The organism is Acidobacteriota bacterium (assembly GCA_028875725.1).
GTDB lineage: Bacteria > Acidobacteriota > Thermoanaerobaculia > Multivoradales > Multivoraceae > Multivorans.
The window spans coordinates 364,144-386,569 of sequence record JAPPCR010000005.1; the positions used below are offsets into that span (position 1 = coordinate 364,144).

19 protein-coding genes, 2 tRNA genes and 1 other RNA gene are annotated in these 22,426 nt (G+C 68.6%); 10 read left to right on the forward strand and 12 right to left on the reverse strand.

Annotation, left to right across the window (positions count from 1 at the left end; genetic code table 11):
- Positions 1-92: 92 nt before the first annotated feature.
- The 8 genes from OXI49_01810 to dnaA form a co-directional block, all read right to left on the reverse strand.
- The gene (locus tag OXI49_01810; protein ID MDE2689219.1) at positions 93-1,124 is read right to left on the reverse strand and encodes an NDP-sugar synthase; all 1,032 of its coding nucleotides are present in this window, start codon (positions 1,122-1,124) and stop codon (positions 93-95) included.
- Complete coding sequence (locus OXI49_01815; protein ID MDE2689220.1) at positions 1,121-1,762, reverse strand: class IV adenylate cyclase; 642 nt, start codon at positions 1,760-1,762, stop codon at positions 1,121-1,123. Before OXI49_01815 ends, OXI49_01810 begins: the two co-directional genes overlap by 4 nt.
- A 6-nt stretch (positions 1,763-1,768) precedes the next feature.
- Positions 1,769-3,166, reverse strand: a complete 1,398-nt coding sequence (locus tag OXI49_01820; GenBank protein MDE2689221.1) for a dipeptidase — start codon at positions 3,164-3,166, stop codon at positions 1,769-1,771.
- 18 nt (positions 3,167-3,184) lie between these two features.
- Positions 3,185-3,841, reverse strand: coding sequence for a fructose-6-phosphate aldolase (gene fsa, locus OXI49_01825; GenBank protein MDE2689222.1), 657 nt, complete (start codon positions 3,839-3,841; stop codon positions 3,185-3,187).
- 26 nt (positions 3,842-3,867) lie between these two features.
- Positions 3,868-6,411, reverse strand: a complete 2,544-nt coding sequence (gene gyrA, locus OXI49_01830; protein ID MDE2689223.1) for a DNA gyrase subunit A — start codon at positions 6,409-6,411, stop codon at positions 3,868-3,870.
- Between the two features lie 10 nt (positions 6,412-6,421).
- The gene (gyrB, locus tag OXI49_01835; GenBank protein ID MDE2689224.1) at positions 6,422-8,899 is read right to left on the reverse strand and encodes a DNA topoisomerase (ATP-hydrolyzing) subunit B; all 2,478 of its coding nucleotides are present in this window, start codon (positions 8,897-8,899) and stop codon (positions 6,422-6,424) included.
- Positions 8,900-9,007: 108 nt separating this feature from the next.
- Entirely contained in the window at positions 9,008-10,120 is a 1,113-nt protein-coding gene (gene dnaN / locus OXI49_01840) for a DNA polymerase III subunit beta (GenBank protein MDE2689225.1), read from the reverse strand.
- 357 nt (positions 10,121-10,477) lie between these two features.
- The gene (dnaA, locus tag OXI49_01845) at positions 10,478-11,833 is read right to left on the reverse strand and encodes a chromosomal replication initiator protein DnaA (protein ID MDE2689226.1); all 1,356 of its coding nucleotides are present in this window, start codon (positions 11,831-11,833) and stop codon (positions 10,478-10,480) included.
- Between the two features lie 407 nt (positions 11,834-12,240).
- Between dnaA and OXI49_01850 the strand changes: the two genes are divergently transcribed.
- The 3 genes from OXI49_01850 to OXI49_01860 are packed head-to-tail and all read left to right on the forward strand — an operon-like array spanning position 12,241 to position 15,907.
- The gene (locus OXI49_01850; protein ID MDE2689227.1) at positions 12,241-13,344 is read left to right on the forward strand and encodes an A/G-specific adenine glycosylase; all 1,104 of its coding nucleotides are present in this window, start codon (positions 12,241-12,243) and stop codon (positions 13,342-13,344) included.
- A 23-nt stretch (positions 13,345-13,367) separates the two neighbouring features.
- Entirely contained in the window at positions 13,368-14,558 is a 1,191-nt protein-coding gene (locus OXI49_01855; GenBank protein ID MDE2689228.1) for a DegT/DnrJ/EryC1/StrS aminotransferase family protein, read from the forward strand.
- 5 nt (positions 14,559-14,563) lie between these two features.
- Entirely contained in the window at positions 14,564-15,907 is a 1,344-nt protein-coding gene (locus OXI49_01860) for an aspartate aminotransferase family protein (GenBank protein ID MDE2689229.1), read from the forward strand.
- 411 nt (positions 15,908-16,318) lie between these two features.
- Here the strand turns inward: OXI49_01860 and recR are convergent, their stop codons facing one another.
- From recR to ffs, 4 genes are all read right to left on the reverse strand, one after another.
- Positions 16,319-16,906 carry a recombination mediator RecR gene (recR, locus tag OXI49_01865; protein ID MDE2689230.1) on the reverse strand — a complete coding sequence of 196 codons (588 nt, stop codon included), beginning with the start codon at positions 16,904-16,906 and terminating at the stop codon, positions 16,319-16,321.
- Positions 16,906-17,199, reverse strand: coding sequence for a YbaB/EbfC family nucleoid-associated protein (locus OXI49_01870; protein ID MDE2689231.1), 294 nt, complete (start codon positions 17,197-17,199; stop codon positions 16,906-16,908). The genes recR and OXI49_01870 overlap by 1 nt, the downstream gene beginning before the upstream one ends.
- Positions 17,200-17,233: 34 nt before the next feature.
- On the reverse strand, positions 17,234-18,922 hold the full coding sequence (gene dnaX, locus OXI49_01875; protein MDE2689232.1) for a DNA polymerase III subunit gamma/tau: 1,689 nt from the start codon (positions 18,920-18,922) through the stop codon (positions 17,234-17,236).
- 23 nt (positions 18,923-18,945) lie between these two features.
- Positions 18,946-19,044: signal recognition particle sRNA small type (gene ffs / locus OXI49_01880), an RNA gene on the reverse strand.
- A 99-nt stretch (positions 19,045-19,143) separates the two neighbouring features.
- Between ffs and tadA the strand changes: the two genes are divergently transcribed.
- The 7 genes from tadA (at position 19,144) to yidC (ending at position 22,415) form a co-directional block, all read left to right on the forward strand.
- Complete coding sequence (gene tadA / locus OXI49_01885) at positions 19,144-19,617, forward strand: tRNA adenosine(34) deaminase TadA (GenBank protein MDE2689233.1); 474 nt, start codon at positions 19,144-19,146, stop codon at positions 19,615-19,617.
- Positions 19,608-19,697: transfer RNA gene (locus OXI49_01890), tRNA-Ser, on the forward strand. Before tadA ends, OXI49_01890 begins: the two co-directional genes overlap by 10 nt.
- Before the next feature lie 46 nt (positions 19,698-19,743).
- Positions 19,744-19,833 (forward strand) — tRNA-Ser (locus OXI49_01895).
- Positions 19,834-19,856: 23 nt separating this feature from the next.
- Entirely contained in the window at positions 19,857-19,991 is a 135-nt protein-coding gene (gene rpmH / locus OXI49_01900; protein MDE2689234.1) for a 50S ribosomal protein L34, read from the forward strand.
- A 2-nt stretch (positions 19,992-19,993) separates the two neighbouring features.
- Positions 19,994-20,413, forward strand: a complete 420-nt coding sequence (gene rnpA / locus OXI49_01905) for a ribonuclease P protein component (GenBank protein ID MDE2689235.1) — start codon at positions 19,994-19,996, stop codon at positions 20,411-20,413.
- A complete protein-coding gene (yidD, locus tag OXI49_01910; GenBank protein ID MDE2689236.1) occupies positions 20,410-20,667 on the forward strand; it encodes a membrane protein insertion efficiency factor YidD in 258 nt (85 codons plus the stop codon). The genes rnpA and yidD overlap by 4 nt, the downstream gene beginning before the upstream one ends.
- Positions 20,668-20,675: 8 nt before the next feature.
- Complete coding sequence (yidC, locus tag OXI49_01915; protein ID MDE2689237.1) at positions 20,676-22,415, forward strand: membrane protein insertase YidC; 1,740 nt, start codon at positions 20,676-20,678, stop codon at positions 22,413-22,415.
- The last annotated feature ends 11 nt before the right edge of the window (positions 22,416-22,426 follow it).

The window sequence follows — 22,426 nt, forward strand, 5'->3', positions numbered from 1 at the left end:
GCCGAGGGGGAGGGTCCCAGGAGCACGCTCGCGCTCTCCTGGTGGAGGGTGCGCCGGCGCCCCCGCCGGCCGTTAGGCCGGCACCGATTGGCCTAAAGGGGCGTGAACACCAACCCGTCCCGTTCCCTGCTGCCAGCACCCGGACCCCAGTCGGCCGGCGTCACGAGCTGTCCATCGATGCGGGCGTGGCCAGGGACGCGAATCCCCGGAGCGACGATGGCCTCCAGGAGTTGCGCGCCCGAGCCGATCCGGGCGCCGGGCATCACCAGGCTTCGCTCGACGACGGCGCCTTCGCCGACGCGGCTGCCGGGCTCGAGCACACTGTGCTCGACGGTTGCGCCCGGGGCGACGGAGACTCCTGGAGCAACGAAGCGGCGGCGGCGCTTGCGGCTGCCGGCGGTGCGGCCCCAGTCCAGGGCGCCTTCGAGGTAGCGGCGGGGGGTTCCGAGATCGTGCCAGGGGCGGCGGCAGCGGAAGCCGACGATCCGGCCTCCCGAGCGGAGGAGCGGCTGGTAGAGCCCCTCGACGATGTCGTTCGAAGACGGGCGAGGCGGGATCCGTTCAAGAACCCGGCGGGAGAGGACCTGGAGGCCCTGAAACGTGCGTTTCCGGCCGCGGACCGGGCCGACCCGGAGGTCGCGGAGCCCGACCACCAGGCCGCGGCCATCGACCTCCACGCCGCCGCCGACGCGGTCGTTCCAGCCGACCTGAAGGGTGACGTCGGCGCCGCTGCGGCGATGGCGGTCCAGCGCCTCGCGGAGCGGCCAGCGGCAGAGCGAGTCGCCGTTGACCAGCACGACGTCGTCGGCATCGGCGAGGAAGTCCCGCAGGTTGACCACGGCGCCGAGCGTGCCGAGCAGCTCCGGTTCGACCTCGAAGCGGAGCTCGATGCCGGCGGCGACGGCCTCGCTCTCGAGCCCGCGCCGCACCGCGTCACCGAGATGGAACAGATTTACCGCCGCCTCGCAGCCCGCGCGGTGAAGGAGGTCGATCGTCCGCAACGCGACCGCGCGGCCAGCCACCGGCAGCAGCGCCTTGGGAACGGCGGCGGTCAGCGGCCGCAGCCGTTCTCCGCGGCCGGCGCAGAGCACGAGTGCCCGTACCCGCCGGCTGGCGCCTTTCACTGCGAATCTCCGCCGGTTCCGCGAGCGTCCTGACCCACGGCCGAAGGCCGACCTTCTCTCTCAAACACCATGTCCCGGGGCAGCCCCCCGTGCCGCGCGCGGTGATCGCGGTAGATCGCCAGATAGTCCCGCAGATCGGCCCGCTCCGGATCGATGCCGCAGCGGCGGCAGACGCGTTCGATCCCGCCGGCAGGCACGTCCGGGTCGACCTGCTCGACCTCCACGAAATCGCCGATCGGCGTCCGGTCGAGGGCGATCTCGCAGCCGAGAAGCAGCCAGCGCTCGCGGACCTTCTCGTAGCGCGCCGTGACCTCGAAGCCGAGCGACTCGAGGAACAGACGCGCAGCCGCCGGGTCGTCGACGGCGAACTCGTGTTCCGCCCTCTCCTTGACGCCGCCCCGAATCTCAGGTGCGGACTTGAAGGTCAGCCGGCAGCCGCCGCCGTCCGTGCGCAGACGCAGCAACTCGCGGCGGGCCCGCAGCCGCTCGGAGGGCGCGGCGGCGCGCCGGTCGAAGACCCAGTTCGACTCCATGGCGGCCGCTCGTTCGAGCTTTCCGCCGGCGGCGCGGACCCGTTCCCGGAGCCGGTCCAGATCGGCGACCGCGACCTTGATCTCACGCTCGCGCCCGGCAGCCACAGGCGGTCAGGCGGCGGCGCAGCCTCCGAGGCGGTCGAGCACGCGGACCACCGTGCGAATGCCCTGGTAGAAGTTCGAGAGGTCCATCTTCTCGTTCGGGGCGTGCAGCCGGTCGTCCGACAGGCCGAAGCCGACCAGCAGCACGGGAGCGCCCAGCACCTCGGACAGGGTGGAGACGATGGGAATCGAGCCGCCTTCCCGGACCCGCACCGGCTCGCGGCCCCAGGCTTCGCGCACGCCCTCGAGAGCCGCGTCGACGAGCGGGCCGTCGAGGTCGACGAGCACCGGCGGCGCCCCGTTCAGGTTCTCGACCTCGATCTCGATGCCCGGCGGCGCCAGGGAGCGCATGTAGTCCGCGAAGGAACGGAACAGCCGCTGTGGGTCCTGGTCCGGCACCAGCCGCATCGAGACCTTGGCGCCGGCCTGGTTCGCGATCACCGTCTTGGCGCCGGGGCCCTGGTAGCCGCCCCAGAGCCCGTTCACGTCGCAGGTCGGCCGCGCCCAGACCCGTTCCAGGGTCGTGTAGCCGGCCTCGCCCCACAAGGCGGACGCGCCGATCTCGTCGCCGTACTTCGCCTCATCGAACGGCAGCGCCGCGAACGCCGCCCGTTCTTCCGCGCCCAGCGGCCGCACGTCGTCGTAGAAGCCGGGAACGAGGATCCGGCCGTCTCGCGGGTCACGGAGCGCCGCCAGCATGGAGCCCAGGACATTCAGGGGGTTCGCAACGGCGCCCCCGAACGTGCCGGAGTGCAGATCGCGACCGGCGCCGCGCACCCTGACTTCGGTGTAGAGGAGGCCCTTCAGCCCGTAGAGCACGGAGGGCTGGCCCGGGCCGTACATGGAGGTGTCGGAGACCAGCGCCAGGTCGCAGCCCAGGCGCCGGGACTCCGGGCTCCTGACGTAGGCCTCGATCGCCTCGCCGCCGCACTCCTCCTCGCCCTCGATCAGGAACTTGACGTTGACCGGCAGGGCGCCGGTCTCGGCCATGATCGCCTCCACTGCCTTGATGTGGGTGAAGGACTGGCCCTTGTCGTCGGTGGCGCCGCGGGCGACGATCCGCTCGCCGCGTTTTCCCGTCTCGATCGTCGGCTCGAACGGGTCGTTCCGCCACTCTTCCAACGGGTCGACCGGCTGCACGTCGTAGTGACCGTAGAAGAGGACGGTCGGGCGGCCGGGAGCGCCGAGCCACTCGCCGTACACCAGCGGATGGCCCGCCGTTTCGATGATCTCCGCCGCCAGGCCCGCAGCCTCGAGCCGCTCCTTGACGAAGCCGGCGCAGCGACGCACGTCGGCGGCGTACTCCGGATCGGTCGAGACGGACGGGATCCGCAGGTACTCCTTCAACTGATCCAGGCTGGCGCCGGTTTCGCGGTCCACGCGCTCGAGAACGGCGTCGACGCTCATCGGGTCCGCCCGCCGCGGTCAGTCATCGAAGCTCTTGCCCGTGGCCCGCCAGTCGGAGAGGAAGCTCTCCAGGCCGATGTCGGTCAGCGGATGACGGTAGAGCTGGCTCAGCGTCTTGAAGGGAAGGGTCGCCACGTCGGCGCCCATCTCGGCCGAGATGACGACGTGGACCGGATGGCGCACCGACGCGACCAGGACCTCCGTCTCGAAGTCGTACCGGGAGTAGATCGAAACGACCTGGCGAATCAGGTCCATGCCGTCCTGGGCGATGTCGTCGAGGCGGCCGACGAAGGGCGAGATGTAGGCGGCGCCCGCCTTCGCCGCCAGCAGCGCCTGGGACGGCGAGAAGCAGAGGGTCACGTTGCACCGGATCCCTTCCTCCGCGAGGCGTCGCACGGCGGTCAGCCCCGGCGGCCCGAGCGGCACCTTGACGACGACGTTGTCGGCCAGGCCGGCGAGCCGCCGGCCCTGCTCGAGCATGCCGTCGAGATCCGTCGCCAGCACCTCGCCGCTGACGGGGCCCGGCACCAGCTCCGCGATCTCCTTGACGGTCGGCAGGTACCGCTTGCCCTGCTTGGCGATCAGGCTCGGGTTCGTGGTGACGCCGTCGACCATCCCCCACTCGAGGCCGGTCTCGATCTCGCCTGTGTCCGCGGTGTCCAGAAAGAACTTCATCGTGGCGCTCCCCACCCTGCTCGCTGCTAGTTGACTGGCTCCGTGTCGGCCGCTTCGGCGTCCTCGCCGTCTTCATCCTCGTCGCCGCGATCGGGGATGCGGGCCAGGGCGACGATGCGGTCACCCTCGTCGAGATCCATGACCTTGACCCCCTGGGTGGCGCGGCCGATCAGCGACACGCTGCCGGCCGTGATGCGGATGATCTTGCCTTCGGGGGTGATCAGCATCAGGCCGGTGTCCTCACTGACCTGGCGGACGCCGACGACCTCGCCGGTGCGGTCGGACACCTTCAGGTTGATGATCCCGAGACCGCCCCGCGACTGCAGGCGGTACTCCTCGATCGCGGTGCGTTTGCCGAAGCCGCTCTCGCTCACGGTCAGAAGCGTCGTCTCCGGAGACCCGGACTCCGCGGACTCCTCCTGCGGCAGCAGGCACTCCATCGACACGACCCGGTCGCCCGGGCGCAGGCTGATCCCGCGCACGCCCCGGGTCGCGCGGCCGAGGGAGCGCAAGTCGGTCTCCGGGAAGCGGATCGAGTAGCCCTTCTTCGTGGCCAGCACGATCTCGCTGCCGCTGTCCGTCACCTTGACCGACAGGAGCCGGTCGTCCTCGTCGATCCGCAGGGCGATGATGCCGCTGTTGCGCGGCCTCGAGTACTCGGCCAGCGCCGTCTTCTTGACCACGCCGGCCTCGGTGGCGAAGGTCAGGAACCGATCTTCCGGGAACTCCCGCACGGCGGCGGTCGCCGCGACACCCTCGCCGCTGTCGAGGCGCAGGAGGTTGACGATCGCCTTGCCGCGGGCCGCCGGTCCGAGTTCCGGGATCTGGTGCACCTTGAGCCAGTAGCAGTAGCCCCGGTCGGTGAACACCATGATGTAGCTGTGGGCGGAGGCGACGTAGAGCTGCTCGACGAAGTCGCCGTCACGGGTGGCCATGCCGGTCCGGCCCTTGCCGCCGCGGTGCTGGGCGCGGTAGAGGCTGAGCGGCGACCGCTTGATGTAGCCGGACCGGGTGACCGTGATCACCATGTCCTCGTCGGCGATCATGTCCTCGATCGTGATGTCCGATGAGTGGGCCACGATCTCGGTGCGCCGCGGGTCACTGTAGCGCCTCTCGATCTCGTCGAGTTCGGCCCGGATCTCCTGGAGCAGCAGGGCGTCGGAACCGAGGATCGCGCGCAGACGCTCGATCTCGGCGATCAGCTCGCGGTGCTCCTGCTCGATCTTCTCCCGCTCGAGGCCGGTCAAGCGCTGCAGGCGCATGTCCAGGATCGCCTGCGCCTGGGGCTCGCTCAGGGAGAAGCCCTCGATCAGGCGCTCTCTTGCTTCCGGCGGAGTACGGCTCGCGCGAATCGTCGCGATCACCGCGTCCAGGTGGTCGAGCGCGATGAGCAGCCCCTCGAGGACGTGGGCGCGCTTCTCGGCTCGGGCCAGGTCGTAACGGCAGCGCCGGATCACGACCGTGCGGCGATGGTCGAGGAAGTGGCGCAGCAGGGCGCGTAGCGTCAGCACCTGGGGCTGGCTGTCGACGATCGCCAGCATGTTCATGCCGTAGCTGACCTGGAGCTTGGTCATCTTGTACAGCGTGTTCAGGACGATCTCGGCCACCTCGCCCCGCTTCAGGTCGATCACGATCCGGATGCCGTCGCGGTCGGACTCGTCGCGCAGATCGCGGATTCCTTCGAGCTTCTTCTCGCGCACCAGCTCGGCGATCCGCTCGATCAGGCGGGCCTTGTTCACCTGGAAGGGAAGCTCGGTCACGATGATCGACTGACTGTCCTGGCCGGCGTCCTCGATCTCGGCGCGGGCCCGCACCTGGATGGAGCCACGGCCCGTGGCATAGGCGGCATGGATGCCCGCGCGGCCATGGATGAAACCGCCGGTCGGGAAGTCCGGCCCGGGCAGCAGTTCCATCAACTCTTCCAGGGTCGCCTGGGGGCGGTCGATCAGCAGCTTGACAGCCGCAAGCGCCTCGCCCAGGTTGTGCGGCGGGATGTTCGTCGCCATGCCGACGGCGATGCCGGCCGAGCCGTTGACCAGCAGGTTGGGAATCCGCGCCGGAAGCGGCGAAGGCTCCTGCTCGGAACCGTCGTAATTCGGTATCCACTCGACGGTGTCCTTCTCGATGTCCTCGCGCAGCAACTCCTCGGCGATCCGGGTGAGGCGGACCTCGGTGTAGCGCATCGCGGCGGGGTTGTCGCCGTCGATCGAGCCGAAGTTGCCCTGGCCGTCGACCAGCGGATAGCGCATGGAGAAGTCCTGCGCCATGCGCACCACCGTGTCGTAGATCGGTCCGTCGCCGTGCGGGTGGTACTTGCCCATCACGTCGCCGACGATGCGCGCCGACTTCTTGTAGGCGCGGCCGGCCGTGTTGCCGGCTTCCCACATGCCGTAGAGGACCCGCCGGTGGACTGGCTTGAGGCCGTCCCGCACGTCGGGCAGAGCGCGGCCGATGATCACGCTCATCGCGTAATCGAGGTAGCTCCGCCGCATCTCGCGCTCGAGCTGCACCGGCACGGTGTCGCGGCCGGACGCCGGCGGCGGCTGGATGGGGTTCTCGCCCTTGCTCACGGTCGATGGGTCAGATGTCGAGGTTGATCGCGTTCAGGGCGTTCTTCTCGATGAACTCGCGCCGGGGCTCCACCTTGTCGCCCATCAGGGTCGTGAAGATGCCGTCCGTCTCGTCGTCCCGGTCGTCGTCGATCTCCACAAGCAGCATCCGGCGCCGCTCGGGGTCCATCGTGGTCTCCCAGAGCTGCGACGGGTTCATCTCGCCCAGGCCCTTGTAGCGCTGGATCGACAGGCCCTTCTTCGCGGCTTCGAACAGAGCGTCGAGCGCCTCGTCGACGGACTCGGCCTCGACGTCGTCGGTCGTCGCGCTGCCGTTCACCTTGCGGAGCCGGATCGAGGGCGCTCGCCACGCCTCGAGCGCCTGCTCGTTGGCGGTCAGGGAACGGAAGTCGGCGCCGGTCACGAGCGCCTCGTCGATCGTCACGTGCCGGTCTACGCCGTCCCGGCGCGAACGGAACCGGATCGCCCGCAACCCGTCGCGGCCGTCCTCCACCGCCACGTCGTGAAAGCCGGAAGCCTCGATCACCTGAGCGGTCAGCTCGACCCGCTCCCGATCGGCCAGGCTGTCCCGATCCCTGATGCCGCCGGCGATCGCCGCCCGCAGCGCGTCACGCGGGATCCCGCGGGCGCTCAGGGAGTCGAGCGATCGCCTGAAGGAGGCGAGCCGGTCGAGCAGCACGCGCAGGCGGTCACCCTCGAACACGGTCGGATCGTCGACGTCGCCGTTCGGGAGGGCAACCTGCCAGTTCCTGCGAATCCGCTCCACCAGGTAGTCGTGGTACTCCTCGTCGTCCTTCATGTAGCTCGAACGACGCCCCTCCGTCACCTTGTAAAGCGGCGGCTGGGCGATGAAGAGATGGCCGCGGTCGATGATCTCCTTCATCTGGCGGTAGAAGAAGGTCAGGATGAGTGTGCGAATGTGACTGCCGTCGACGTCCGCGTCGCACATGATGATCAGCTTGTGGTAGCGCAGGCGGTCGACATCGAAGTCCTCGTTGCCGATGCCGGTTCCCAGGGCCTGGATCAGGGTCCTGATCTCCTCGGAGGAGAGCATCTTGTCGAGGCGCGCCCGCTCGACGTTCAGGATCTTCCCCTTGAGCGGCAGCACGGCCTGGAAGCGCCGGTCGCGGCCCTGCTTGGCAGAGCCGCCGGCCGAGTCCCCCTCCACCAGGAACAGCTCCGCGTGCGCCGGATCCCGCTCGCTGCAGTCCGCCAGCTTGCCCGGAAGATTCGAACTGTCGAGGGCGCCCTTGCGCCTGGTCAGTTCCCGCGCCTTGCGCGCCGCCTCCCGCGCCCTCGCCGCTTCGACGACTTTCTCGACGATCCGCCTGGCGTCCCGCGGGTTCTCCTCCAGGAACGCGGAGAGCTGTTCGCCCACCGTCGACTCGACCCAGCCGCGGACCTCCGAGGAGACGAGCTTCTCCTTGGTCTGGCTGGAGAACTTCGGATCCTGCACCTTGACCGAAACGATCGCCACCAGGCCCTCGCGGATGTCCTCGCCCGAGAGCTTCTCCTTCAGGTTCTTGCCGAGACCCGAAGAAGCGACGTAGGCGTTCACCGTGCGGGTCAGCGCCGACCGGAGGCCCGAGAGATGGGTGCCTCCGTCCCGGTTGTTGATCGTGTTCGTGAAGCAGTAGATCCGCTCCTGGTAGCTGTCGTTCCACTGCAGCGCGACCTCGACCGACTCGCTGGAGCCAGCCTCGCCCATCTCGCTGCGGAGGTAGACCGGATGCGGGTGCAGGGCCGTCTTGTTCCGGCCCAGGTGGGCGACGAAACTGGCGATTCCTCCCTCGTACTCGAACTTCGCGCCGTTGCCCGTCCGTTCGTCGAAGAGGCTGATCGCGATGCCGCGGTTAAGGAAGGAGAGTTCCCGCAGGCGCTGCGCGAGCACGTTGTAGTCGAAGGAGAGCCGAGTGAACACCTCCGGGTCCGGCCTGAACCGGATTCCGGTACCGGTGTCCTCGGGATTCTCGAGATCGGCAACCGCTTCGATCGGCGCTTCCGGCACGCCGCGGCTGTAGGTCTGGCGCCAGGAGTGGCCATCGCGGTCGATCTCCAGGTCGAGCTGGACCGAGAGGGCGTTGACCACGGAGAGACCGACGCCATGCAGGCCGCCCGACACCTTGTAGGCGTTCTGGTCGAACTTTCCGCCCGAGTGCAGCTCGGTCATGATGACTTCCGCTGCGGACCGTCCCTCGCCTTCGTGCAGGGCTACCGGAATGCCACGGCCGTCGTCCCGTACGGAGACGCTGCCATCGCCGTGGATGACGACCTTGACCAGCTCGCAGAAGCCGGCCTGCGCCTCGTCGATCGCGTTGTCGACGAGCTCGAAGACCATGTGGTGCAGACCCGAGCCGTCATCGGTGTCGCCGATGTACATCCCGGGCCGTTTCCGGACCGCTTCGAGGCCCTTGAGGACCTTGATGTGCTCGGCCGAGTACCCGGCTTCGGCCGCCGCCTGAACATCCGTTGTCCCGGCTGCCGTCATGTGCGGAAAACTATCACATGACGGCCATTCCGGCCGCTTTCCGGGGCCGCTTAAGGACCGCTCGCAACTATCTGAAAACAGGAGACTTAGCTGGTCGACCGAAGATGCTCAGATCCGCATCGGCATGATCACGCACAAGTAGCGGAAATCAGGCCCCCCAACGGGCTCTCCGAGACACTGACTGTTCTCGTCCTTGAGCGCGAACTCCACCTGCTCGGTGTCGACCGCGGACAGGAAATCCCGCACGTAGACGGGGTTCAGGCCGATGTCCAGTTTCTCGGCCTCGTAGTCACAGGCGAGGCTCTCCTCCGCCTCGCCCAGATCCGGGTTCGAGGACGAAACACGCAGCGACTGGGCCTCGAAACCGAGCCTGACCATGGGGGCGCGGTCACCCGTCAGCAGGGCGACCCGATGCACCACCTCGGAGAGCGCGCCGCGATCGAACGTCGCCTTGCGGTCGTTCTCCGTGGAGATCACCTTCTCGTAGTCCGGGAACGTCCCCTCGAGAATGCGGCACGTGAGCTCGCGACGCCCGATGACGAAGCCGAGATGGTGCTCGCCGCGACGGAAACGGATCGTCTCGTCGCTGTCGAAGCGCATCAACTCGAGCAGCGCCTTGCGCGGCGCGAGAACGCCGTCCGCTTCCGCGACGCCCGCCATCTCGGCCTCGATCAGGGCAAGCCGGTGGCCGTCCGTCGCGACCATCTCGACCTTGCCGTCCTTCAACTTGAGCAGGGCTCCGTTCAACTGGAAGCGGGACTCTTCCGCCGAGACGGCGAAGATGATCTTGCCGATCATCCGCTTGACCTCGGGGAAAGGCGCCTCGAACGACGAGGACGACGAGCCCTGGTCGACCGTGGTGAGTGTCGGGAAGTCCTCGGCCGAGAGACCGTTGATCCGGAACTTCGAAGACCCGGCGTCGATATGAAGCGAGTTTGAATCGCCGGTCGACAACTCGACGGGACCGTCGGCCAGGGCGCGAACGATCTCGAGGAACTTCCGGGCCTGCACCGCAGTGGCGCCCGGTTCGCAGCTTCCTTCCTCCGCGCTGCACCAGGAGGTCAGGGAAACGTCCAGATCCGTCGCTGCCAGTTCCAGACGATCGTCGCGGACCGTCAGGAGAAGATGGGAGAGGACCGGAATCGTTGACCTGCTCTCGACGATGCCGCGCATCGCCACGAGCTCGGTCAGCAGTTCTCGTCGTTCGACTCGGGTCTTCATCTGTCTTCTCCTCGGGAAGAAATATACACCAAGAAAGTAGCCGTAGAAGGCGCCGGTTTCGCGTGAGGAAGAACCTTGTAAATCATTTATAATCAGTAGTTTGGGTCGTATGGTAGGACATCGGTGAGGAGTGGAGTCGGCAGCGGAGCGATTGTGCATTCTGCGGACTTCGGCCGCCGGGCCGCGCGGAGCACGGATTCTCTCCACAGTACGGCCGCAGGACAACCGGAACTGGTGCCCTGACAATCCGCTGCCGGTGCGCAGATCCCCTGGTGCCCGATCCGCCGCGATTCCGCAGGATGTTCATTCGACAGGTTGCGCGGAGGTCGTCCCTGGCGAGACGGCGGCGGCTCTCGCTCAGCCGAGTTGACGGGTGAAGCGCTCCAGTTGAGCGGCCAGGCGCTCGTCGTCGGCGCGTCGGCGCTCGATCTGCTCGACGGAGTACATGACGGTCGAGTGATGCTTGCCGTTGAAGACCCTCCCGATCTCCGGGTAGGACATCTCGGTCAGGCGCTTGCAGAGGTACATCGCGATCTGGCGGGGATAGGTGATCTGCCGGGAGTTGCTCTTGCTCTTGATCTCGCGGACCTTGAGGCCGTAGTGGTGGGCCACCATCTTGATGATCTGCGCCGAGGACACGGGACGGTCCTGTTCCGGCAGTACGTCGCGCAGCGCTTCCTTGGCGAACTCGAGATCGAGGGGCACACCCGACAGCGAGGCGAAGGCGGTGACCCGGTTGAGCAGGCCTTCGAGTTCGCGCACGTTCGAATGCACCTGTCGCGCGATGAACATGGCGACGTCCGTGTCCAGATCCAGGCCCTGGAGTTGCCGCGCCTTGCGCTGGAGAATGGCGACCTTGGTCTCCAGGTCGGGCGGCTGGATGTCGGCGAGAAGACCCGATCCGAAGCGGCTTCGGAGGCGCTCTTCGATGTCCGCCATGTCGCGCGGCTGGGCGTCCGAGGTCACGATGATCTGCTTCTGGCGGGTGTAGAGCACGTTGAAGGTGTGGAAGAACTCCTCCTGGGAGCGCTCCTTCTTGGCCAGGAACTGGATGTCATCCACCAGCAGGACGTCGATCGTCCGGTAGCGCTCGCGGAAGGCGGGCATTCGCTCGAAGCGGATCGAGGTGATCAGGTCGTTGACGAAGTCTTCGGCGGCGAGGTACACGACTCTCGTACCCGGAGCCGCCCGCTTGAGGCGGTTTCCGATCGCATGCAGGAGATGGGTCTTGCCCAGACCCACGCCGCCGTAGAGGAAGAGCGGGTTGTACGCGATGCCGGGCTTCTCGGCGACGGCCTGGGAGGCGGCGCTGGCGAAGCGGTTCGAGTTGCCGACGACGAACGAGTCGAACCGGTACTGGGGGTTGAGCGAACTGCTTGGCGCCCCCTCCAGGTCGGGGCGAGTTGCCGGCTCCCGGCTCGCGATGGACTTCGCAGCCGACGATCGTCCCGGCGTGTCGACTCTGGTCCGCGTTTCGCCGCTCTTGAACAGGACCTGGTATGTCGGGCCCTTGAGGTCTGCGATCGCCCAGTCGACGATCGGGCGGAAGCCCTCTTCGAGCGCCTCGACGAAGCGCGAGTTCGGCGCTTCGAGGACGAGGTGGTCGGCGTCCTCCGACGCGACCCTCAGGGGATGAAACCAGGTGCGAAAGTCCTCGGCCGGGAGATCCGCCCGCAACTGCCGTCGTAGAGTCGGCCAGACGGAACTAGGCATGCTCCCTCTTGCCATCCGCAGCGACGAGAGCCATGGTGAACCAGCGCACGGCAGAGCCTTTGCCCGCTTGTTCCGTTGCTACTCCGAACCGACGCACTTCTCCCCCACGTTCCGACGCGCACGACCACCAATTCCCGGTGCCGGGTAGGGAATTGCCGCTCTGCAGAGCTACGTTCCGCAGCTTTTCCGCACAGTGTGGAAAAACCTTGGACGACCGGCGAAGAGACTCGGGGCAGATAACTCCAGGGGACTATCTGTTGGTCCCACGCCGTGTGGCCTCCGTTGCGCGAGAAGCGCAGGATAGCAGCGGGATCCGGCTTCAACAAGGGGTGTCTGACCACTTTCTTCACGTTTTCTTCGTCGCGGGCGCGGCGCGGTCCGGCCGCGGCGCGTCTAGGTTCTGAACTGTGTTGCAGTTAGTCGAGCCGGAGGCCCTCCGGGGGACGCTGCTGGCCTGGTTCGACCGCTGCCGGCGCGACTTGCCCTGGCGGCGAACCGAGGATCCGTACGAGATTCTCGTCGCGGAAATCATGCTCCAGCAGACCCGGAGTGAGGTCGTCGCGACCCGGTACCGTGGATTCCTGGACCGCTTCCCCCGTGTCGGCGCGCTGGCGGAAGCCCGGGTCGAGTCTGTGGAAGCGGCATGGTCGGGCCTCGGTTACTACCGCCGCGCCCGGAATCTCCACCGGGCGGCCCGGATCCTGGTGGAACGCCGCACGCTGCCCGCGAGCGCCGCGGAGTGGGCGGAGCTGCCGGGAATCGGCGCGTACACCTCTGCGCTGCTCGCGAGCCGCTGCTGCGGGGAGGCGTCGCCCGTGCTGGACGGCAACGTCGAACGGGTGCTGAGCCGGTTCCTGGCATCCACGGAACCTCCTCGCCGAGCCGCCGCCAGGCGGAGGCTCCTGGCGACCGCGGCCCGGTTGCTGGATGGGAGCCGTCCCGGCGACTCCAACCAGGCGCTGATGGAGGTCGGTTCGCTGGTTTGCCGTCGAGGTGCGCCGGATTGCGGCGTCTGTCCCCTCGCCCCGGGTTGCCGCGCCTTCCACTCGGCGGATATCGATCCGCGGTCCTTCCCGGTTGCCGGACCGCGGCGCTCCCGGGAAGTCCGCCACTGCTTCACGGCCGTCGTCCAGCGAGGCGACGACCTGCTGCTCCATCGCCGGCCCGGGGACGCGGACTGGCTGGCCGGCCGCTGGCACCTGCCGACGGTGGAGCTCGCGAGCGGCGACGAGCCGGGCCGCGCGGCGGAAGTGCTGGGTCGGGAGTTCGGTGGCTGCTGGGAGTGTGACGAACGGCCGGTCCTGGTGCGGCACGCCGTGACCTACAGGGATTTCCTTGTGCGGGCGGCGGTCGCCCGCTGGCGTCCGGAACGGCCGACGGCGGGACAATCCTCCCTGGCCTGGTTCGGCCAGGCGGAGATCGGGGAGTTGCCGACCTCGTCCCTGCTGCGGAAGACGCTCGACGCCGTCTGCGCCAACCGCGCCGATCCGCCACTACACTCCGGGCCATGACGCCGACGGAACCTCCGCCGAGGATCCCCTTTGTCGACCTGGCCGCCCAGTCGAGGCGACTCCGGCCGGAGATCGACCGCCGGATCGCCGACGTTCTCGACCACGGCCGCTACGTCATGGGTCCCGAGGTCGACGAACTGGAGGTGGAGCTGGGCCGATGGGCCGGCGGCGCCTCCGCGGTGGCGGTCTCGAGCGGATCGGATGCCCTGCTGATCGCCCTGCTCGCGCTTGGCGTCGGCAGAGGCGGGAACCGCCGCCGCGACGCCGTCTTCGTTCCAACCTTCACGTTCACTGCGACCGCGGAGGTCGTTCTGCTCGCCGGCGCGGTGCCCGTCTTTGTCGATGTGCGGGAAGAGGACTTCCTGATCGACCTCGAGTCGCTCGACCGGGAGTACGAGGCCGTGCGGGCCGCCGGTGTCGCCACGCCGAAGGCAGTGATTCCGGTGGACCTGTTCGGCCTGCCGGTGGCCGAGGAACCGCTGGCGGAGTGGGCGGCCAGCAGACAGCTCGAGGTGATCTCGGACGCGGCCCAGAGTTTCGGCGCGCGCCGCGACGGAAGTCCGGTCGGTTCGCTGGCGCCGATCACGACGACCAGCTTCTATCCGGCCAAGCCTCTCGGAGGCTACGGCGACGGCGGCGCGGTGCTTTGTGTGGAGCCGGCAACCGCGGAGATCGTCCGCTCCATCCGCGAGCACGGCCAGAGCGCCGACCGCTACGACATCGTTCGGCTCGGTGTGAACGGCCGCCTTGACAGCCTTCAGGCCGCCGTGCTGCTGGCGAAGCTGACCGTCTTCGAGCAGGAGCTGGCTGCACGGCGCGCCGTCGCGGCGGGCTACAGCGAGCGGCTGCGAGCCGTTGGGTCCTCGGCGGCGACGCCCTGGAGGGTGTCGGTGCCGGAGTGCGGCGCCGGCCCCGAGTCGGGTGTCGAGTCGAGCTGGGCCCAGTACACGCTCCGCGTCGACGACGCGGCCGGCCAGCCGTCGGCCGGGACGAGGGACGCCCTGAGGGCACACCTCGACCGTGCCGGCATCCCCACCGCCGTCTACTACCCGCGCCCCATGCACCTGCAGCCGGCCTACGAGAGCTACGGCCGCGGCGCCGGCTCGCTGCCGGTCAGCGAAAGCCTGGCGGACCGCGTCGTCAGCCTGCCGATGCATCCGTACCTGGACCAGGACGCGCTGGACCGCATCTGCGAGCGGATCGCGAACGCCTGACGGAAGTGCGCTCGCAAGGGCTCGAGAGCGGCCGCCTGCTGCCGGAGATCCTGTTCCCGCCTCCGGGCCCGCGGGCCAGGGCGATGGCCGCGCGCCTCGAAGCCTCCGAGGCGCCGGGCATCAACACGCTGGCCGGATCGTCGCCGCTTCGCAGCGCGCTGTCTTCCACGGGTCAGAAGACCCGCGTACCCAGCGGAACGACCGCGATGCTCTGGGCCGAAGCCCTGGGCAGCAACGTGGTCGACGTCGACGGAAACCGCTACCTCGACCTCACCGCCGGTTTCGGTGTCGCGGCCGTCGGCCACCGCCACCCGGCCGTGGTCACGGCGGTCAGGGAGCAGGCGGAGCAGCTCGTCCACGGCCTTGGCGATGTCTATGCCCACCCTGCTCGCCTTGAGTTGGCCGAGCGCCTCTGTGCGCTCGCGCCGCTCGCCGACCCCCGGGTCTATTTCGCCGTCTCCGGCGCCGACGCGGTGGAGATCGCGCTGAAGACGGGCCGCCTGCACAGCGGCCGCCCGGGCGTGCTCGCGTTCGATCACGCCTACCACGGGACCACCCTCGGAGCGCTGGCGGCCACCTCGAGGCCGGCCTTCCGCGAACCCTTCACCCGGCCGCTCGAGGAACTCGTTCACCGTCTGCCGTACGGCGGGTCCCCGGAACGGATCGCAGAGCTGTTCGAGCGGCAGCCGGAAGTCGGCACCTGCCTGGTCGAGCCCGTCATCGGCCGCGAGGCCACCCGCTGGCCGCCGTCCGGCTGGCTGGCGGCCCTGGCCGAAGTCTGCCGCCGGCACGACGTCGTCCTCGCGGTGGACGAGATCTTCACCGGCTTCGGCCGCTGCGGCGCCTGGTTCGTATGCCGCGAAGCCGGCGTCGAACCGGACCTCGTCTGCTGCGGCAAAGCCCTCGGCGGCGGCCTCCCGATCGCCGCCGTCCTCGGCAGGAAGGAAGTCCTGGACGTCTGGCGAAGCGACGGCGAAGCCCGCCATACCGCCACGTTCGTCGCCCACCCCCTCGCCTGCGCCGCCGCCCTCGCCACCCTGGAGGTGATCGAGACCGAAGACCTCGTCGCCCGATCCCGCACGGTAGGCGACCGCATCGGCAAAGGCCTCGAACCCCTCAGGAACCGCCCCGGAGTCACCGACATCCGCGGCCAGGGCCTCCTCCAGGCCATCGAACTCGACTCCTCCTCCCGCGCCCACACCCTCAGCCGCAACCTCCTCCACCGCGGCCTCATCACGCTCGCCGGCGGCGCCTCCGGCACCGTCCTCCAGCTCTGCCCACCCCTCGTCATCACCGAACAGCAGCTCGACCACGCCGCCGGTGTACTGCGCGACGTCGTTGGGGGGTAGGCCGTCCGGCCCGCCAGACCCGGACTGGACGCTCCAGGACTTCGCAACATTGTCCGGCGACGCGATCGCCCACTCCGGTGACGTCGAGCGACGTTCTGGGTGGACGGTCTCCTACGGTCCTGATTTCCCGGAGCTGAGTACAAGTCGCGGCTCTGGATCCCGTTGGTACCCCTGCGCCGCCTGATCCCCGAAGCCCAAACGCAGCGTAGCCAGCTACCGAGATCGTCCAGCCCGTGGAGGTCCGGGGGGAAGGTCCCCAGCGGGCTGGAGGCAAGCGTCTCCCCAGAACGTCACCTCAACCGACGACCCCCCGCAGCGCAGCCGACCGAAGCGAGCGCTGACTTACCCTGAACCCAGAGAGCGCGAGCGGCCGATGGGGACCTTCCCCCCGGGCCTCCACGGGCGGCCGAACTACAAATCGCGGCGGCCCGCCAGCGAACGGGCGAGGGTGACCTGGTCGGCGTAGTCGATGTCGCCGCCGACGGGGAGGCCGAAGGCGAGGCGGGTGACGTGGACGCCGCGGCGGTTGAGGAGGTTGGCGAGGTAGAGGGCGGTGGCTTCGCCCTCGACGTTGGGGTTCATGGCGAGGATCGCCTCTTCGACTCCTTCGAGGCGGTCGAGGAGGGAGGCGACGGTGAGTTCGTCAGGGCCGACACCGCGTTGAGGGGAGAGGGCCCCCAGGAGGGCGTGGTAGAGGCCGTGGAACTCGCCGGTGCGTTCGATCGGCTCGATGTTGAAGGGCTCCTCCACGACGCAGAGCTTGGTCTGGTCGCGTTGCGGATCGCTGCAGATGGAGCATGGATCCACCGCCGTGATCTGGTGGCAGGTCGAGCAGTGGATCATGCGGTCCTTGACGTCGATGACCGCCTGCGCGAGCGCCTCGGCGCGGGATCGGTCCGCGCGGAGGAGATGGTGGGCCAGCCGTCGCGCCGTCTTCGGACCGATGCCGGGGAGGCGCGAGAGCTCCTCGACCAGGTTCGACAGCGGATCGGCCGGCATCAGGTGAGGCCGGGTATGCCGCCGGCCATGTTCCCGATCCGCTGCCCCACGTACTCGTTCACCTTGCGTCCCGCTTCGTTCACCGCGGCCAGAACGAGATCCTGGACCATGGCGGGATCCTCCGGGTCGAGGACCTCGGAGTCGATGTGCACCGCGAGGACCTCCTTCTCGCCGTTCATCCGCACTTCGACCATGCCGCCGCCGACACTGGCGGTGAACTCGGCGGTCGCCAGGTCGCGCCGCATCTGCTCCTGCATCTGCTGGGCCTGCCGCATCAGCTTCTGGATGTTCATTCGTCGCTCTTTCCTATGCTCTGTGAGTGGGCAATCAGGGGGTCCTGGGCCGGACGTCGAGTACGCGGCCGCCGAAGACGTCGAGCACGGCGCGGACGCCGGGATCGGCCTCGGCGGCCCTTCGCGCTTCGCTGTCGGGGCCCGGTTGGCGTCGGGCACGCCTGCGTTCGGGAGCCGCCCGGCGGTGCGCCGCGCCGGCGGCCGGTCGATCCGCTGCCGCCGGTCTGTCCGGTGCCGCCGCCGGCGCCGCGTCGGCGGTGCGCCGTGGCGGTGCGGCCGTCACCTTCCAGGCGGCGTCGGGTCCGAGCGCGGAGCGCACGGCGTCGTCGAGTTGAGCGCTGCGGGTTTCGTCGCGCAGTTGGCGCTCGAGCTCGGGAACGGCCTCGATGACCAGAGTGTTGCCGTGCGTTTCGAGGCGCGCGTGGTGGAACTCGAGCAGGCCCGCCAGGGCGGGAGTCTGGCTCTCAAGTCGCCTGATGACCGAAGCGGCGGCGTCCGGGGGAGACGTCGCGGCAGGAGTCTCCGTCGTGTCGGCGCTCCTTGCCGGGGCTTCGGGCCGGCCGGCTGGAGACGCCGCGTCCGTCGGGAGGCCGGCCGCCAGCCGCTCGATCCGCACGAGCCTCGGGAGTTCGGCCGCGCGCAGGAGCGCCACTTCCAGGGCGAGGCCGGGAGCGTCGGCACGCCGGACGACCGTTTCGCTGCTTAGGAGGAGGTGCAGGAGCCTGAGCAGGTTTTCGTAACCCGAGGCTGCGGCGGTTTCCTTGAGGTCCTCTGCTGCTTCGGCGGGCAGGTCGAGCTGCTCCGGGTCGAGACCCTGCGCGAGATGCAGCGCGCTGCGCAGGAAACAGAGGAAATGGGTGAACACCTGCCTGGGGTCGCTGCCACCGTCCTCGACCTCGCGAATCGTCGTCGACAGGCGAGCGCCGTCGCCTGCGAGGATCGCCTTGAGCAGGGTGGAAAGCAGCGCCGCGTCGATGCCGCCCACCAGACGTGCGACATCGTCGTCGCCCAGCCTGCCGTTGCCGAAGGTGGCGGCCTGATCGAGCAGGGCAACCGCGTCCCGGACGCTGCCCTCGGAAGCGCGGGCGATCAGGCGCAGGGCGGGGTTGCCGGCTTCGAAGCCTTCGACGTCGCAGATGCGTCGCAGGTGAGCGACCATCTGCTCGGGCGGGACGCGGCGAAAGTGGAACTCCTGGCAGCGCGACAGGACGGTCGCGGGTACTTTCTCGATCTCGGTCGTTGCGAAGATGAAGGTCAGGTGCGGGGGCGGTTCCTCGACGATCTTGAGCAGCGCGTCGAAGGCCGAGGCGGAAAGCCGGTGGATCTCGTCCAGGACGACGACCTTGTAGCGGTCGCGGGCCGGTCCGTACCTCAGGCTCTCGGTCAGGTCGCGGACCTGCTCCACCTTCGAGTAGGTGGCGGCGTCGATCTCGATCACGTCGAGATCGGCCCCTTCCCGGATCTCCGTGCAGACCAGGCAGGTGTCGCACGGTTCGGACGCCGGGCCTCGGGCGGAGCCGTCGGCGCCGAGGCAGTTCAGAGCCTTGGCGAGGACCCGCGCGGCCGTCGTCTTGCCGATGCCGCGGATGCCGGAGAACAGGTAGGCCTGCGCGATGCGGCCGTCTCCCAGCGCGTTGCGCAGGGCCGTGACGATCGCCTCCTGGCCGACGAGGTCGGCGAACGTCTGAGGTCGCCACTTGCGCGCCAGCGGCTGGTACGTCATGACCCGAATTGAGAAGTCACTGAAGGGTCCCGGCTGAACTGCGCCCTCGAAACGAACACCCTATCGCTGCTCCCTTCCGGGCCTGACGAGGTTCGGGGCCGTTCGAAACACAGGGCCCGAACCCTTCGGTCACTTCTCGATCCCGAGCCTGTTCACCGCCGCGGGAACCAGGCTGGATGGTACCAGTGAATCGCCCGGAGGGCGTACTGTTAGCGTGAGTGATGGACGATCGGACCGCCATGGAGTTGGCCCTCGATGAGGCCCGGCTGGCCGCCACGGCCGGAGAGGTTCCGGTGGGAGCCGTGGTGGTGCGCGACGGCGTGGTCGTCGGCCGCGGCCACAACCGGAGGGAGAGCTGGGGAGATCCGCTGGCGCACGCCGAGATGATTGCCTTGGCGGAGGCTGCGGCCAGACAGCAGGGCTGGCGGCTGAACGGTTGCTCGGTCTATGTCACCCTCGAGCCCTGTGCCATGTGCGCCGGGGCGATGGTCAACGCACGGGTGGACCGTCTCGTGTTCGGGGCCGCGGATCCGAAGGGTGGCTTCTGCGGCTCGCTCGGGAACATTGTTCGCGAACCAGGACTGAATCACCGAATCACGGTATGCTCCGGCGTCCTGGCGGAGGAGAGCTCAGCTTTGTTGCGCGCGTTCTTCCGGCGTCTACGGTCGAACGGGCTTTCGATTGAGGAGAGGTGACCGAGTGGTCGAAGGTGCATGCCTGGAAAGCATGTGTAGGGGCAACTCTACCGTGGGTTCGAATCCCACCCTCTCCGCCATGACCAGGGCGGTGGAGGACGGGATGCGCCAGGCGGCCAGCAACGGGGAGAGGTGCCAGAGTGGTCGAATGGGGCGGTCTCGAAAACCGTTGATCGTTTACGCGATCCGTGGGTTCGAATCCCACCCTCTCCGCCATACGCCCTAAGGAAGGAAGGAACGTGAAGAGGACATACCAGCCGAACAATCGGCGTCGGAAGAAGAAGCACGGTTTCCGTCTGCGGATGAGGACCCGGCACGGTCGCGCGATCCTGTCGCGCCGCCGCCGCAAGGGCCGCAAGCGGCTGACGGTCTGACGTTGAACCGATCGGGGAACCCCGCTCGCACCTCCGGCTTCGAGCAGGGGGCCGAGCGGATACGGTCGAGTAGCGACTACCGGCGGGTCTACCGCCGGGGGCGGCGTCTGCACGGCCAGTTCGCCGTTTTCCACGTGCGCCGCAACGACGTCGGCCACGCGCGGTTGGGACTGACCGCCGGTCGTCGGGTGGCTGGCGCCGTGGCGCGCAACCGGCTCCGCCGGCGGGTGCGCGAGCACTACCGGCAGATCGTGGAGCGGGACCGGCTACCGGCGGTGGACGTGGTAGTGCATCTGAAGCCGACCGCGGCCGCCGCGGACCGCCGGACGTTCTACCGTGAGTTGGACCGGCTGTTCGAGTCGGTGACGGGCCAAGGCGTTCCCGCCGGAAGGTCTCGCGGCCGCAAGAGGTCGCGGCGATGAACCCGCTGGTGAGGCTCGCCGTGGCGGTGCTCCGCGGGTACAAGCGCTGGCTTTCGCCGTTGTTCCCGAGGGCTTGCCGCTTCAGTCCGACTTGTTCCGAGTACGGGCAGCTCGCGCTCAGAAGTCACGGCCTGTTCGCGGGGACCTGGTTGACGATCGGCAGGCTTCTGCGCTGCCAGCCTCTGGGGCGAGGCGGGATCGACCTGCCGCCGCCAGCCGCGCGGAGGGTGGAACCCGATGCCGCCAAGGGCTAGCTGAACCGATGGACAACCGCAGACTCCTCCTGGCGGCGCTGCTGTCGCTCGGCGTCCTCCTGCTCTGGTCGACCTTCGTGGCTCCGCCGCCACCACCGGTGGAACGGACTCCCGTCGTCGTCGGGGAGGAAACACCGAGGACAGCGTCGGAGACGGCGGTGCCGGTTCCGGCTACGCGGGCGGAGAGCGTACCGGAGCCGCTGGCGGTCTTCGAACGGGTGGAAGCGTCCCTGGAGGAGAGGGTGGTCGTCGAGTCCGGCAACGCCAGACTCGAGTTCACGAACCGGGGCGCCCAGTTGCTGTCCTTCGAACTGCTGCGCCCGGACGGCGCCGAACCCGTTGAACTCGTGCGCCGGCGCGAGCCGGGCCAGCCCTGGCCGTTCGGCCTGTCGGGTCCGCAGGGGGACTCGCCGCTCAACGACGCCCTGTTCGTTGTGGAACGTTCCAGGGAGAGCGGCGACGAGCGGGTCGTTTTCCGGTACAGCGGAGACCGCGGCTCGGCGACGAAGACGTTCCGCGTTCCGACGGCGAACACCCAGGGCGGCCTGACCTTCCTTTACGAGGTCGAGTCGCCAGGCGACGCCTGGGGCCTGGTGCTCGGTCCCGGCATCCGGAATCCGAGCGTGGACGAGCTCGAGAGCCGGCTGTCAAGCCAGCAACGGCGGGCGGCAACGTGGTTCGCGGGCGGCGACATGGAGTCCCTCGAGCCGCGGCGGGCGGAGGATCCGCAGCAACTCGGCGAAGGCGCGCGCTGGGTGGCTCTCGAAGACCGTTACTTCATCACCGCTGTCATTCCGTCAGGGGCACGGGGCGCGGTGCGGGCTCTACCGGTGGCGAACCTGGACGAGGCCGACGGCAGCCTGCGCGGCTTCACCTTGGTCGAGGCCGGCGACGTCACGACCGAAGACCTGACCCGCGACCTGATGCTGGTGCTCGACGCCTCGGGCGGCCAGCTCGCCGGACGGGCCTACTTCGGCGACAAGCAGTACGACGCGCTGGCGGCGATGCGGGTGGAACTGCAGAAGACGGTCCGGTACGGGTTCTTCGGCGTCATCTCCCGACCTCTCCAGTTCGGTTTACGCTGGATTTACGACAACGTCGTGGCGAACTACGGCTGGAGCATCGTCCTGATGACGGTGGTGATCCGGCTCGTTCTGTTCCCGCTGACCCACAAGAGTCAGGTCTCCATGCAGCGGATCCAGAAGCTGAATCCGCGAATGGAAGCGATCCGCGCCAAGTACCGGCCCAAACTGAAGGACGGCAAAGGCCGGCCCCGCATGGACCAGCAGCGCAAGATGAACGAGGAGATTCAGGCGCTGTTCCGGGAGGAAGGCGTGAACCCGGCCAGCGGCTGCCTGCCGATCCTGTTCCAGATGCCCGTTTTCTTCGGTTTCTTCCGTCTCCTGAGCGAGGCGGTCGAGCTTTGGGATGCAGCGTGGCTCGGCTGGATCGGGAACCTGGCCTTGCCGGATCCGATCTACGTGCTGCCCCTCATCATGGGAGCGTCCCAGTTCCTCCAGCAGCGGATGTTGCCGCCGCCGGCGAACAAGACCCAGAAGCTGATCATCAACACGATGCCGATCTGGTTCACGATCTTCTCGTTCAGCTTCCCCAGCGGCCTGGTTCTCTACTGGTTGACGAACAACCTGCTGGGCATCGTGCAGACCGGCGTGTACAACAAGTTGAAGAAGAGGGGTTACCTGGGCGGCGAAATCGCCGCGCAGACGACCGAGACTAAGAAGAAGTGAGGGCAAGGTAG